This window comes from Nocardioides sp. SRI_004 (genome assembly GCF_057586415.1).
On sequence record NZ_JBYCZV010000004.1, the window covers coordinates 340,429 to 354,165 of the forward strand.

At 70.6% G+C, this 13,737-nt stretch carries 12 protein-coding genes and 1 tRNA gene; 7 read left to right on the forward strand and 6 right to left on the reverse strand.

Going from position 1 to position 13,737, the window contains the following annotated elements:
- The first annotated feature begins 883 nt into the window (after positions 1 to 883).
- Together AC2YHB_RS07545 and AC2YHB_RS07550 are read left to right on the forward strand one after the other, a co-directional pair.
- A complete protein-coding gene (locus AC2YHB_RS07545; protein ID WP_487353709.1) occupies positions 884 to 1,441 on the forward strand; it encodes a recombinase family protein in 558 nt (185 codons plus the stop codon).
- Positions 1,442 to 1,657: 216 nt separating this feature from the next.
- The gene (locus tag AC2YHB_RS07550; RefSeq protein ID WP_487353710.1) at positions 1,658 to 2,011 is read left to right on the forward strand and encodes a hypothetical protein; all 354 of its coding nucleotides are present in this window, start codon (positions 1,658 to 1,660) and stop codon (positions 2,009 to 2,011) included.
- Positions 2,012 to 2,305: 294 nt separating this feature from the next.
- Here the strand turns inward: AC2YHB_RS07550 and AC2YHB_RS07555 are convergent.
- The 3 genes from AC2YHB_RS07555 to AC2YHB_RS07565 form a co-directional block, all read right to left on the reverse strand.
- Positions 2,306 to 2,379: transfer RNA gene (locus tag AC2YHB_RS07555), tRNA-Pro, on the reverse strand.
- A gap of 94 nt (positions 2,380 to 2,473) precedes the next feature.
- A complete protein-coding gene (locus tag AC2YHB_RS07560; RefSeq protein WP_179651157.1) occupies positions 2,474 to 5,779 on the reverse strand; it encodes an error-prone DNA polymerase in 3,306 nt (1,101 codons plus the stop codon).
- 36 nt (positions 5,780 to 5,815) lie between these two features.
- On the reverse strand, positions 5,816 to 6,382 hold the full coding sequence (locus AC2YHB_RS07565; RefSeq protein ID WP_179651155.1) for a VOC family protein: 567 nt from the start codon (positions 6,380 to 6,382) through the stop codon (positions 5,816 to 5,818).
- Positions 6,383 to 6,518: 136 nt separating this feature from the next.
- Here AC2YHB_RS07565 and serA point away from each other — a divergent pair, with 136 nt between their 5' ends.
- The 5 genes from serA to AC2YHB_RS07590 all read left to right on the forward strand — a co-directional run bounded on the left by serA (position 6,519) and on the right by AC2YHB_RS07590 (position 10,509).
- A complete protein-coding gene (gene serA / locus AC2YHB_RS07570; protein WP_179651154.1) occupies positions 6,519 to 7,712 on the forward strand; it encodes a phosphoglycerate dehydrogenase in 1,194 nt (397 codons plus the stop codon).
- A gap of 80 nt (positions 7,713 to 7,792) precedes the next feature.
- Positions 7,793 to 7,978 (forward strand): hypothetical protein, encoded by a 186-nt coding sequence (locus AC2YHB_RS07575; RefSeq protein WP_179651153.1) that lies wholly within the window; start codon positions 7,793 to 7,795, stop codon positions 7,976 to 7,978.
- A gap of 130 nt (positions 7,979 to 8,108) precedes the next feature.
- On the forward strand, positions 8,109 to 9,401 hold the full coding sequence (locus AC2YHB_RS07580; protein WP_179651152.1) for an AAA family ATPase: 1,293 nt from the start codon (positions 8,109 to 8,111) through the stop codon (positions 9,399 to 9,401).
- A 10-nt stretch (positions 9,402 to 9,411) separates the two neighbouring features.
- Positions 9,412 to 10,221: a 2-phosphosulfolactate phosphatase gene (locus AC2YHB_RS07585; RefSeq protein WP_308645668.1), complete on the forward strand. Its 810-nt coding sequence runs from the start codon at positions 9,412 to 9,414 to the stop codon at positions 10,219 to 10,221.
- 81 nt (positions 10,222 to 10,302) lie between these two features.
- Positions 10,303 to 10,509 (forward strand): hypothetical protein, encoded by a 207-nt coding sequence (locus AC2YHB_RS07590; protein WP_179651151.1) that lies wholly within the window; start codon positions 10,303 to 10,305, stop codon positions 10,507 to 10,509.
- A gap of 56 nt (positions 10,510 to 10,565) precedes the next feature.
- Here the strand turns inward: AC2YHB_RS07590 and AC2YHB_RS07595 are convergent, their stop codons facing one another.
- From AC2YHB_RS07595 to AC2YHB_RS07605, 3 genes are all read right to left on the reverse strand, one after another.
- Positions 10,566 to 11,135: a hypothetical protein gene (locus AC2YHB_RS07595; RefSeq protein ID WP_179651150.1), complete on the reverse strand. Its 570-nt coding sequence runs from the start codon at positions 11,133 to 11,135 to the stop codon at positions 10,566 to 10,568.
- Positions 11,136 to 11,229: 94 nt separating this feature from the next.
- Positions 11,230 to 12,840, reverse strand: coding sequence for a DNA polymerase Y family protein (locus tag AC2YHB_RS07600; protein ID WP_487353717.1), 1,611 nt, complete (start codon positions 12,838 to 12,840; stop codon positions 11,230 to 11,232).
- Between the two features lie 99 nt (positions 12,841 to 12,939).
- Positions 12,940 to 13,641: a hypothetical protein gene (locus AC2YHB_RS07605; protein WP_487353711.1), complete on the reverse strand. Its 702-nt coding sequence runs from the start codon at positions 13,639 to 13,641 to the stop codon at positions 12,940 to 12,942.
- Between the last annotated feature and the right edge of the window lie 96 nt (positions 13,642 to 13,737).

Here is a 13,737-nt window from a genome sequence, read left to right on the forward strand (position 1 = left end):
GCACACCGGGCCGGTAGATAGGAACACCACAAAGGCCGCTCAGGAATGGGTGGATGCGCTGTGGAACTAAATAATCAAGGAGAAACTATGAGTAACAATAATGAAGTTGAAGAATTGGCCGCTGCAATCAGAGTCACGAATGCACTGCTACTAGCGCAGGCAATGGGATTGGATATTACGGACCCAATGGATGCCGCTAAGGTAATGCGATACCTGCCGGGTGTTGAGAATCAGGTAGGCCGTGGTGCACGTGACTGAGTTCACCGGGGTAGTGAGCAGCACGGGTTTGGCATTCGACCCGCATGCAGGAACACAAACGGTATGCCCGAGAATCCTGCTTGGTCACTCGTGTATCAGGAACGAATATGAGTGTCTATGCCAGCAGGTCGAGAGCGCTGAGGTATACGGAACAAAGAATGACAAGAATGAAGTCACGTTCCTCACTGTTGAATTGAACCTGATTCCATTCGTTGGCAAGCCGGATGCCGTCATGTCGGGAATCCAATTGACAGGCTATGTGGCTAATTTCCGAGCAACGAAAGATTCTGTCGTGGCAACGTTTGGTTTAAAGAGAGCCGAGAATGCTGCTCTGAGCGACCATGTGAGGCAGGTAGGGCTCTAGAAATATTCCAGCGACCTAGACCGCCAATCGTAAATGGGAGCATCGCAAATCCCCGCAAATCAGATGCCGCCTCGTAATGATTGGGGCCACTCCCCCGAGCCGGGTACGGAAGCAATCAAAGCAACCTGCTCGGCTTGGGGAAGCCAATGGAGAAACGTCAATCTGGATTACACATCATCTAGACATGGATGGAAGCAACGATTAATGTCTAACTAGAGTTCAATCAGAACTTGTTGGACACAAGTGTTAGAAGGTCTAGGGATGAGTGGACAGGTTGTTGGCTACGGGCGAGTGTCGAGCACGTCGCAGAACGAGGCCCGACAGGTTGAGGCCCTGAGCGAGTGTGACCGCGTGTTCATCGACAAGGCCAGTGGCAAGAACGCTGATAGGCCCGAGCTGATTGCCGCGCTCGGCTACGTCCGGGAGGGAGACACGCTCACCATCCCCAGCATGGACAGGCTTGCGAGGAATCTCGATGACTTGCGCTCCATTGTCCGGGGTCTCACTGACAAGGGTGTGCGGGTGCACTTCATCAAGGAAGGGCTCACGTTCACGGGCGAGGATGGAGCAATGAGCACGTTGCTGCTCTCGATGCTCGGTGCAGTTGCCGAGTTTGAGCGCTCCCTGATTCGTGAGCGGCAGGCTGAGGGCATCGCCATTGCCAAGGCCAACGGGGTTTACAAGGGTCGCAAGCCGTCGCTCAACGCTGAGCAGGTCGCACAGGCCCGTCAGCAGGTCTCTCAGGGCATTCCCAAGGCCAAGGTGGCCCGAGACCTGGGAGTGAGCCGACAGACGCTCTACACGGCTCTCAGCGCGTAGGCAGGAACGGCAGACAGGGAACGGAGGAAAGCACCCGCAGCAGCAACCAGCGTTAGAAACACGTGCGCACTATCCCAAACGGGATGGTGCGTTTTTTACGCGGTTCATACACCTGACACAAATTTATACATTTTGAATCTTTGGAGGTTTTTGGGTGTCGTGTTGACATAGATAGTAGGATTCATGTACTGAACCTCACTAATTAGGAGAAGAAAAATGGCGTTCAAGTTTGTTGAGAAAACCCCTGAGGTCACCCGAGGCCCCGGAGCAGGCAAGCCCACGTTCACCGATGCCGAGATTAAGGAGTTGCAGGACCACCCAGCACTGTGGGCACTTGTCGCAGAGGACACGGACAAGCCGCAGAAGTACGCCAGTTGGGCCAAGCGAACGAATGGGACTGACGAGAACGACAAGCAGAACGATGGTCCATGGAGGGTCCGAACCTCCGTTCATCGCAACAAGAACGGTGAGCCGCACATCGTGAAGGGCAAGACCCGGGAGGGCAAGGACAAGGAAACGCGATTCGTGGACGTGTACGTGTCCTACGACCCCGAGCGCAAGGCGCAGTAGCCAGCACAGTCGAGAACAGCAGCGAGACCCCCGGACAGTCATAGTGTCCGGGGGTCTCTGACGTTCAGCGTAGAGCCCTGAGAACGCCTGTCAGGGCATCGGCGGCCCCGTGTGCCGCAGGCAGTGCCAGAGCCTCTGAGAGCCGCTGAGCGGGTGTCATGAGCGGCCGAGTTGGCGATAACGCCTGAATCCTGCCTGTGCCCTGTGTCATGTGTGTGTCATTTCTGGCCCACAAACGACCAGAGCCACTCTGAGAATGGCTCTCAAAGTGGCTCTGACCTGCATAAACTTCGGTCGGGCTGACAGGATTTGAACCTGCGACCCCCTGACCCCCAGTCAGGTGCGCTACCAAGCTGCGCTACAGCCCGAACACTTCGTCCGGGATCGCCGTTCGAAGCGAACGGAACACTACCGCAGCAGGTTCGCCTCGCCCGAATCGGCCTCCCGGCCCGCCTCCCGCGATCACCGGAAGTCACGCGACGACTGGCGCACCTGGAGCGCCTCGCCGGTGCCGGGGAGGACGGTGTCGAGGGTCTCGACCCGGTCGGCGACCAGGTTGGTGACGCCGTCCTGGCGCTCCACGATCCCCCGGATCACCACCGCCACCTTGTTGCGCGCCGCCTGCCGGTGGGCCTTCATCACGCCCGGCGAGCAGACGACGTTGAGCATCCCGGTCTCGTCCTCGAGGTTGAGGAAGGTGATCCCGCTGGCCGTCCCGGGGCGCTGGCGGTGGGTGATCAGGCCGGCCACGTGGACCCGGCGGCCCGGCTCGGCGGTGCGCAGGTCCCCCACCGCGCGGATGCCGGCGGCGACCAGCTGGTCGCGGAAGTGCTCGACGGGGTGTACGTCGGTGGAGATCCGGGTCGCCCACAGGTCGGCCAGGGTCACCTCCATCGGGCTCATCCCGGGCAGCGTCGGGGGCGCCGGGGCGGGCGTGCTGCCGGGCAGCTGGCCGTCGTGCTCGGCGTAGCCGGCCATCCAGATCGCCTGGCGCCGGTCCAGGCCGAGCGAGGCGAAGGCGCCGGCCGTCGCGAGCGCCTCGAGCTGGGCGGTGGTGAGCCCGGCGCGGCGGGAGAGGTCCGGCAGGTCCTGGTACGGCGCCACCGCACGCTCGGCCACGATCCGCTCGGCGACCTCCTTGCCGATCCCCTTGACCTCGTCGAGCCCGAGCCGGACGGCCAGCCCGTCGTCGTACCGGTGCCGGTCCCGGCCGTACGGCGGGCACGGCTCGAGACCGGCCTGCGCACCGGAGCGCGCGAGGTCGGGCGGCAGCACGGCGACGCCGTGGCGGCGGGCGTCGGCGACGAGCGACTGCGGTGAGTAGAAGCCCATCGGCTGGTTGCGCAGCAGGCCGGCCAGGAAGGCCGCCGGGTAGCGCAGCTTGAACCAGGACGACGCGTAGACGAGCAGCGCGAAACTGAGCGCGTGCGACTCGGCGAAGCCGAAGCCGGCGAAGGAGAGGATCTTGACGTAGATCGCGTCGGCCCGGTCGCCGGTGATGCCCTTCTGGGCCATCCCCTCGTAGAGCTTGCCCTTGACCTTCTCGATCCGCTCGACGCCGCGCTTGGAGCCCATCGCGCGGCGCAGCAGGTCGGCGTCGTCGGCGGTGCAGTTGCCCAGCGCCACGGCCATCGCCATGAGCTGCTCCTGGAAGAGGGGGACGCCGAGGGTCCGCCCGAGGATCGGCTCGAGCAGCGGGTGGTCGTAGACCACGGGCTCGCGGCCCATCGCCCGCCGGATGTAGGGGTGGACGGCACCGCCCTGGATCGGCCCCGGGCGGATCAGCGCGATCTCGATGGCCAGGTCGTAGAAGCAGCGCGGCTTGAGCCGCGGCAGGGTCCCGATCTGGGCACGGGACTCCACCTGGAAGACCCCGATCGAGTCGGCCCGGCAGAGCATGTCGTAGACCTCGGGCTCCTCCTTCGGCAGGCTCTCGAGCGTCCAGCGCTTCCCGGTGTGCTCCTCGACCAGCCGCATCATGTGGTCGAGAGCGCCGAGCATCCCGAGGCCGAGCAGGTCGAACTTCACCAGCCCCATCGACTCGCAGCCGTCCTTGTCCCACTGCAGGACGGTGCGGTTGGGCATCCGGGCCTTCTCGATCGGGCAGACCTCGCCGATCGGACGCTCGGTGAGCACCATGCCGCCGGAGTGGATGCCGAGGTGGCGCGGGGCACCCATCAGCTCCTCGGCGAGTCCGACGACCTGGGGAGGGATGCCCTGGTCCTCCTCGACCGAGCTCCCCCAGCCGTCGATCGACTTCGACCACGCGTCCTGCTGGCCGGTCGAGAAGCCCAGCGCCTTGGCGGCGTCGCGCACCGCCATCCGCGGGCGATAGCTGACCACGTTGCACACCTGGGCGGCGTTGCGGCGGCCGTAGGTGTCGTAGACCCACTGGATGACCTCCTCGCGGCGGTCGGAGTCGAAGTCGACGTCGATGTCGGGCTCCTCCTCGCGGTGCTGGGAGATGAACCGCTCGAAGGGCAGGTCGAAGTAGACCGAGTCGATCGCGGTGATCCCGAGGGCGAAGCAGACCGCCGAGCTGGCCGCGGATCCCCGCCCCTGGCAGAGGATCTGCTTGCTGCGGGCGAAGGCGACGATGTCGTGGACGATGATGAAGTAGCCGGCGAAGTCCTTCTGCAGGATCACCTGCATCTCCGCCTCGACGCGGTCGCGCGCCTTCGCCTCGAGGTCGCGGCCGGCGTAGCGGCGGGCGAAGCCCTGCTCCACCAGGACGCGCAGGTGCTCGGCAGCCGTCCGGCCTTCGGGGATGCCCTGCTTCGGCAGCCTCGGCGATGCCTTGCGGAGGTCGAACGCCAGCTCCTTCGCGAGTACGACGGTCCGCCCCACCACGTCCGGGCGGTGCCCGAAGCGCTGCATCATCTCCTCGCCGCTGCGCAGGTGCGCACCACCGGACAGGTCCAGCCACCCCTCCAGCTCGGCGATGCTGCGCCGGGCGCGCACCGCCGCCATCGCCGCCGCCAGCCGGCGCCCCTCGGGGGCGGCATGGTGCACGTTGCCGGTCGCCACGACCGGGACCCGGCGGTCGTCGGCGATCCGGGCGAGCAGCTCGTTGGTCTCGTCGGCGCCCGGCTGGTCGCTCGCGATCAGCTCGGCGACGACGTGCTCCCGGCCGAACCGGTCGACGAGCAGGTCGAGCGCCTCCGCCGCGGCGCGGGGACCGTGCGTGGCGAGCGCCTGCCGCACGAGGCCCTTCCTGCAGCCGGTGAGGACGACCCAGTGGCCGTGGCCGCGCTCGGCGAGCTCGTCGAGGTCGTGGACGGGGCTGCCCTTCTCGGGCGCCCGGAGCCCGGCCTCGGTGATCGCCCCGGACAACCGGTGGTAGCCCTCCACGCCGCGGGCCAGGACGAGCAGGTGGCTGCCCTCGGGGTCGGGGATGCCGTTCTGGGTCCGGGTCAGCCCGAGGGAGAGCTCGGCGCCGTAGACGGTCGGCAGGGCGTAGTCCTTGCCGGCCTCGGCGAACAGCGGCGCCCCGGCGAACCCGTCGTGGTCGGTCAGCGCGAGCGCGTCGAGGCCGAGCCGGGTGGCCTCACGGACCAGGTCACCGGGGCTGCTCGCCCCGTCGAGGAAGCTGAAGTGGCTGTGGCAGTGCAGCTCCGCGTAGGGCGTCGTACCGACCGGGCGGACGATCTCCTCCGGCTCGGCGCGCGGGCGCTTGCGCCGGGAGACGGGCGCCTCCATCGACGGCGCACGCCCGGAGAGGCGTCGCTCGAGCTCCCGCCACGGGACGGGTGGGTTGTTCCATCCCATGGACCGACTCTAGTCAAACATGTGTTCGACAGGAAGTCAGTGGTGGGCCACCAGCACGCAGAGCTCGTTGCCCGAGGGGTCGGCGTAGTGGCGCCACGGCAGCTCGCCGTAGCCGAGGTCGAGCTCCCGTCCGCCGTGGTCGGCGATCGCCCGGGCCACCTCGTCCGGGTCCTCCTCCTCGAGCCGGATGTCGAGGTGGATCCGGTTCTTCCCGTCGACCTTCGGCGCCCGCTCGGGCGCCAGCTCGAGCACCGGCCCGTTCGAGGACGGGTGCCGCAGCACCGCCCCCCTCCCCTCCACCGGCACCCAGCCGGTCAGCCAGGCCCAGAACGCACGGTCCCGCTCCGGGTCCGCCGACTCGAGGACCAGCGCCGCGAGGGCGCCGGTGTCGCCGTCGACGTCGAGGCGCAGCCGCTCCGGGCCGGTGGGTGGCTCGGGCACCCGCTGGAAGCACAGGTCGAGATAGGGCCAGCCCGGGAGCTCGAGCCGCGTCTCGAAGCCCTCGGGCACGTCGGTCAGGGTCGTGGTGCCGAGCCGGGACTCCCAGGAGCGGCCCAGGGAGCGTGGATCGGTGGCGTCGAAGACGACATTCTCGAGGAACACGCGCCCACCCTAGGCGGGTGCACCGACCGGGTGTCGAGCCGATCTCCGGTGCACGAGGAGCCCGGGCGCTGCACGAGCGGTATCACGGCGGGGGCCGCTGTTCGGACCTGCGCCCGCGCTCCCCTACCGTTGTCCCGTGAAGGCTCTGCTGCTCGAGAACATCCACCCCGCCGCCGTCGAGTACCTGGAGGGCCGCGGGTACGACGTGGAGCTCCGCGCGGGGTCGTTGTCCGAGGACGAGCTGATCGCCTCCCTCGACGGGGTCGACCTGCTCGGCATCCGCTCCAACACCAATGTCACCGCCCGCGTCCTCGACGCCGCCCCCGGGCTGCTCGCCGTCGGCTGCTTCTGCATCGGCACCAACCAGGTCGACCTGGCCGCCGCCGCCGAGCGCGGCATCGGGGTGTTCAACGCGCCGTACTCCAACACGCGCAGCGTCGTCGAGCTCGTCATCGCCGAGATCATCAGCCTCGCCCGCCGCCTGCCGGAGAAGACCCAGCGGATGCACGACGGGATCTGGGACAAGTCGGCCAAGGGCAGCCACGAGGTCCGTGGCCGCACCCTCGGCATCGTCGGCTACGGCAACATCGGCACGCAGCTCTCGACCGTCGCCGAGGCCCTCGGCATGAGCGTCGTCTTCTACGACACCGCCGACCGTCCGGCCCACGGCAACGCCCGCCGCGTCCGCACGCTGCCCGAGCTGCTCGCCGTGTCCGACGTCGTCAGCCTCCACGTCGACGGCCGTCCCGGCAACGCCGGCTTCTTCGGCGCCGGCGAGTTCGCGCAGATGAAGCGTCGTGCGATGTTCATCAACGCCTCGCGCGGCATGGTCGTCGACTACGACGCCCTGCGCGAGAACCTGCTGTCGGGCCACATCGCCGGCGCCGCCGTGGACGTCTTCCCGGCCGAGCCCAAGGCGCAGGGCGACCCGTTCACCTCCGTGCTGCGCGGCCTCGACAACGTCATCCTCACGCCCCACATCGGCGGCTCGACGCAGGAGGCGCAGGAGGAGATCGGTGGCTTCGTCGCCGAGAAGCTCGCCCGCTTCGCCCTGGAGGGCAGCACCGCGCTGTCGGTCAACCTGCCCGACGTCCTGCCGGGCGAGTTCACCCCCGGCCACCGGATCGGCTTCCTCCACCACAACGTCCCCGGCGTGCTGACCGGCCTCAACGCGGCCTTCTCCGACGCCGGCGACAACGTGGTCGGCCAGCACCTGTCGACCCGCAACAGCCTCGGGTACGTCGTCGTGGACGCCTCCGAGCCGCTCTCGGCCGAGGCCGTGGAGACCCTGCGCGGTTCCGAGCACTGCGTCTGGGTGCGCACCTTCTAGGAGCACTCCCGCTGAGCGCTGCCGGCGAGCGGCGCCGTCCGGCGTCGCATGCCCGCACCGCCAACGGGTAGCGCTGCGACATGGGACGCGAACCAGCCGACGACGAGCGGATCTCCGAACGGGCCGAGCTCCTTCCCGAGGAGGTCGAGGCCGGCAGCGAGGATCCCCGGGCACAGGCCGAGGCCATCCTCGACGACTCCGACGAGCGGGTCGACGACCCCGAGGGGACCCGCCGCGAGAGCAGCCAGACGCCGGGCCCGGACTGACCGGTCGCCCGTCACCACCGACGCCGGAGTTGTGCCGGACCCCTGGATAACCATTGGCGCCGGCCGGACCGGTCGGCGCACACTGTCCAGCTGTGCCCGACCGGCCCGACGTACCCAGAAGGTGGTGAACATGACCGACATCGACGTGACGGACCTCCTCGTGGAGGCGCCGCTGCCTGCCCTCCGGCTGCTGGCCGAGGCCATCGACCGCGAGTTCGTGCGTCGCCAGCCGGCCGACAGCACCCCGTTCGAGTACGCCGCCGCGCAGCTGGGCGTCGACCCCACCGACCTGGTCGTGCTGGAGGAGTGCCCGGAGCTCGCCGTCACCCACGCCGTCGGGCACTGGCTCCACGAGGCGCAGGCGCGCTGGGGCCTCGACCCCGTCGGCTCGGTGCCCGCGGGGCCCGCCATGACCCAGTCGATCCCGGGCGCCGCTGGCGACGTCCGGGGCTACGCCGCCGTCAGCGTCCTGCTGCCGGCGGGCACGCTGGGCGCCGTCCCCGTCGTTGCCCGCATCGCGCCGCACCGCTTCGGGCCGGACGTCCAGCTCATCGGTCGCGCCGCCGACAACGCCGTCCTCCCGGAGCTGTTCGAGTCCTTCCTGCGCACCTGCCGCGCGGAGTCGCCCTACCGCCGCGGCGCCTACCGCGTCGTGGTCAGCGATGCCGGCCTGCTGCTCCAGCGGTGGACCGGCCGGGCCGCGACCCGTGACCACCTCAAGCTCGACCCCTCGGTCTGGCACACGGTCGATCGCCGGGTGCACCGCGTGATCGACCTCGCCGACGACCTCGCCGCGCGCGGCCTCGGGACCAGCACCGGCCTGCTCCTGGTCGGACCTCCGGGGACGGGCAAGACCCAGCTGGGCACCGTCGTCGCCCACGAGCTGGCCGGCCGGGCCACCGTGCTCGTGCCGGACACCACGGTGACCGAGCACTCGCTCACCGACCTGTTCGAGCTGGCGTCCGACCTGTCGCCGAGCCTGGTCCTGATGGACGACCTCGACCTGATCGTGGGCGAGCGGGGCGAGACCAACCCCCACCGGCTGCGCGAGTTCCTCAACGTGATGGACGGAGGCCTCGCCGACCGCAGCGGTGTCGTCGTGATCGCGTCGACCAACGACCACCGCAAGATCGACAAGGCCGCGCGGCGCTCGTCGCGGTTCGACACCGTCATCAAGATGGAGGCCCCCGGCGTCGAGGGCCGCCTGGCGATCCTTCAGCGCTATCTCGCCTGGAGCGACGCCGACCTCGACCTGCCGGCCGTCGCCCGCGCCACCGACGGCGCCACCGGGGCGGACCTCAAGGAGCTCGTGCGGGCCACCGTCCTGGAGACCTCCGACGCGGTGACCACCGCCGCGCTGCTGGCCCAGGCCCGCGCCGGCGGCTGGCGGGAGCCCAAGCCGGCCGCGGGCCAGTACCTCTAGGACACGCCCGGTGTCGCATCCCATGGAGCCGGACCTCGCGCACACGCAGCCCGGCAGCAGGCTCCGGCTCGAGTGGGGACCGACCGGAGCAGCCGCCCTGACCTCCGACGCCGACGTCGTGGTCGTGGTCGACGTCCTGTCGTTCACGACGACCCTCTCCATCGCCACTCTCCGCGGCATGCGCGTGCTGCCGTTCCCGTGGAAGGACGACCGGGCCGCGGCCTACGCCGAGGCGGCGGGCGCCACGCTGGCCGTCGGCCGGTTCGAGGCGCGGCAGCTCGACGACCCGCCCCCGAGCCTGTCCCCTGCCCAGCTCCTCACCTGCAGGTACGTCGACCGGCTGGTCCTGCCCTCGCCCAACGGCTCCACCATCTGCGCGGCCGTCCGCGACGCGGGCTCGGGAGCGACCGTGGTCGCCGCGTCCCTGCGCAACCGGACGGCAGTGGCCCGGTGGCTCCTCCCCCGGGTGGCCGCGGGCGCGACGGTGGCGCTCGTCGCGTCCGGCGAGCGCTGGCCCGACGACACCCTGCGCCCGGCCGTGGAGGACCTGTGGGGCGCGGGCGCGGTCCTCGACGCGCTGCGGGCCCACGTCGAGGTGCCGACCAGCGCCGAGGCGCAGGTCGCGCTGGCTGCCTGGCGGGCCGTCGCCGACCGGATCGGCGACGAGCTGCGCGCCTGTGCGAGCGGCCGCGAGCTGGTCGACGCCGGGTTCGGCGCGGACGTCGCGACGGCAGCAGAGGTCGACGTGGACGACGTGGTCCCGGTGCTCACGAGCGACGGGTTCGTCCGCGGGGACCCGTCCGGCCCTGCCCCGCAGTAGGGGCCCGGCCGGTGCCGCGCGAAGCGCGCGCTCGGACGTCACGTCCGACGGGCCGATCCGCCCCACTACGATGACGCGATCATGTCGCCCCGTCTCCAGCTGGCCGCCGGCGCCGTCCTCGTCAGCGGGATCACCGTCGAGGCGCTGGCGGGAAGCTCCCGGCTCTCCGGTCCGGTCATCATCACGTTCAGCCCGACCCACGGCGTGCACGTCGACGACGTGGCCGTGGTCCTCGCCTGGCTGGTCTGCATGGTGTGGATCGTCCGTCAGTGGCGGCGCAGTCCCTGACCCTCGGCGACGAGTCCCGGGGCGAGGGTCACGACCGTGGCGATGCGGACGTCTGCTCAGCCCAGCTGGCGGGCGATCTCGTCCAGCACGCCCTTGCGGTTCTTGCCCGCGACCTCCTGCTCGCGCAGCCGACGCAGCGCGGACGCGTCCAGTCCGGCGAGGCGGGACTTCGCCTGCGGGACGGTCAGCGTCGACAGGTCGGGCAGCACGGCCACCACCGGCGCCGGGGCGGGCCCGGCGCTCGCCGACCGCGAGGCCGTCTTCGTGGTGGACCTGCCCCGTCCGGGCACGAGGCGCGGCGCCTGCCTGACCGACTGCGCCACGGTCCCGGCCATCGCGCCGGCCGTCCCGGCGAGGCGTCCTGCCGTCGCGCGCACCGGCGCCGTCGCGGTCTCGGTGACGGTGTCGAGGACCTGCAGCAGCGCCTGGGAGTAGGCCTTGCTGGCGCTCACCAGCTGGCCGAGGAGGTTGTCGGCCTCGGCGCGGGTCAGCGAGCCTCGGACGACGAGGTCGTCCATCAGCTCCTGCAGCTTGGTCGCCTGGATGGTGACGCTGTGCTCGAGGGCGCCGTGCAGCGCCCTGAGGTTCCGGGGGATCACGTCCGCCGGGCTGCCGTTGCGTGCCATGGGGAGCCTCCACGTGTCATCCCTTGCAGCGTAGACCTCCCGGGTCGCGTCTCCCATCCCCTGGCGGGCACGACCTCGTCGCACCTCGTCGCACCTAGTCGTACGCCGCCTCCACCTCCCAGGAGCCGGGGCTGCGCCAGCACAGCAGCCAGGCCCGCCCGTCGACACCGACCACCTGGAAGCGGGCGGCGCGGCCGCCGCTGCCCGCCCCCAGCCACCAGGACTCGTCGACCGGCCACGGCCCGGCCCACGAGGCGACCGGGTGCCAGCGCCGGCCGATCCGGAACCGCCACGGCGGTCCGGTCACCTGCCCCCGGCTGGTGACGGCGACGTCGACACCCGCCTCGTCGACGACCTCGGCCTCCAGCGCCTCGGCGAACACCCTGCTCGGCGCCGGCCCGGGGATCCGGCCCGGCCACGGCCGGTCGACGGGACGCAGGCCGACCGGCCGCTCCCCCCACGGGACCAGCGCCTGGCGGTCGGCCGCGCTCCGGCCGCCCTGGCGGACCGGGACCCGGACGGCGTCGTACCCGACCATGGCCTGGACCCGCGCCACGCCCCGCACGACCTGGTCGTCAGCACCGCCACCCCAGAGCCCGTCGACGTGGGCGCCGGCGGGCTCGACGGTGTCGGGGAGGAAGCGGACGAGGGTGACCGGGGAGGTGATCGACTCCCCCGTCGACTTGCGGCTGCGCAGTCCCGAGCCGGCCATGCCGGCCTGCAGCTGCCAGTGCACCCGGTCGACGAGGTCGCGGGAGGTGAAGCAGCGCGGGTGCAGCCAGGTCCGGGCCGAGACGCCGTCCTCGAACTCCGCCTCGATCCGCACCCCGGTCGCGACGAGCTGTCGCTCGGAGAGCCCGGCGACGAACCTCTCGGCCGTGGTGCGCACGCTGAAGGTGACCGCCTCGGCGGAGTCGAGCGGCGGCTCGAAGGAGATCTCGCAGGCCAGCTCGGGCGGGGGTGTGCGCGAGGCCAGCCGGACGACCTCCTCGCCCTGCACCCGGCGCCACACCTCGACGCCGTAGGCACCGAACCGGTTGCTCACCGAGGCCCCCGAGAGCGCGGCGAAGTCACCGAGCAGCACCAGCCCGAGCCGGCGCAGCAGGTCGGCGAGCTCCGCCCCCTCCGGCCCGTCGTCGGCGAGCGCGGTCACCGGCAGGCTGCGCAGGAACTCCGCCGACCCACCGGCGGGCACGACCAGGCAGCCCTGGGGCGTGGCCTGGCGAGCGGCCCGCTCGGCGGCGTACAGGTCGTCGGCCGCACCGAACCGGCAGTCCCACACCCCGGCACCGACGAGGTGCTCGGCCAGCAGCGCCGCCGCTGCCTCCTCGCCACCGATGCCACCCTCACCGCCCCGCGCGAAGTAGCGTCCGGGAGCCGGCAGCGCGAGCAGGCCCGGCCGCAGCGGGGCGACCCCGGGCCGGACCTCCTCCACGGTCGTGAGCACCGGCTCGAACCAGCGCGCGTCCCGGTCGGGGTTGGCGCTCAGCAGCACCACCTCGGGACAGCGCGCCTGGGCGTCACGCCGGCGCTGGCCGCGACGCACCCCCTCCGCCCGGGCGGTGGCATTGCAGACGACCACCCGGTTGTTCGCGAGTACGACGGCCGGCGCGCCGACGTCGAGCACGGGATCGTCCTCGCCCCTGCCGTCGGCGAGCTCGAGCAGCCCCGCCGTCACCGACCAGTCGGAGCACCAGACGACCATGGTGCGCACTAGGCCGCGCCTCCCCATCCTCGGTGGATGCCCACGTCGTCCAGCACGTGCGCTGGCAAGGCGCCGATGCGCGGGCAGACTGGGCGTCTTTCAAGCATCGGCAACGCGGCCAGCGTGCGTGATGGGCGGCGCGGGCGCCGCCAGGGATGGGGAGGCATGGCCTTGGGCCGCGCCTCCAGCGAGCGCCACCTCGGACCGCGTCGGCATCCGCCCACCACCGCGGGCGACCAGCTCCACCCGGCGCTCGCGCAGTCGCCCGCGCCCGGCGCCGATGCCCAGCCAGGCGCTCCGCTCGGCCGCCAGCCGCACCTCGCAGCGCGGCCAGTCGCCCTGCACGACCAGCACACCCGAGCGCGCCCGGAGCCGGGCGTCGATGATGCTCGCCGACTTCGCGTCGACCTGACCGGGCGGGCGCAGCACCACCACCTTGAGCACGTCGACCAGCGCCGCGGTGACCTCGAGCCAGTGCTCCCCCGGCGACGGGACGAGCACGGTGCGGGAGAGGTCGATCCCCCACTGGTGGGCCGCCTCGACGCCGAAGTCGTCCCAGCCGGCGAAGCCGACCCACTCCCCGGCCTGCGACGCCCCCGCGGCGAGCGCCATGCCGAGGCTGGCCGAGTCGACGCCGTACACACCCCCGGTGCGCAGCTGCACCAGACCGTCGAAGACGGGCAGGGTCGGCACGCTCAGCCGGGTCGGGCCACCCTGGAGGGCCTGGATCCGGCCGCGGAGCTGGTCGACGACCGCGCGTGGGTCGACCAGCTCAGGGGTCACGACGGCGCGGATGCTCACCCGTCCATGTTCGAACATTTGTTCGAACGACGCAAGTGCTGATCACCCTCGTCGATCGGGCACGAACTGCATCCCGGGGGGCCTGAATTGTTGCGG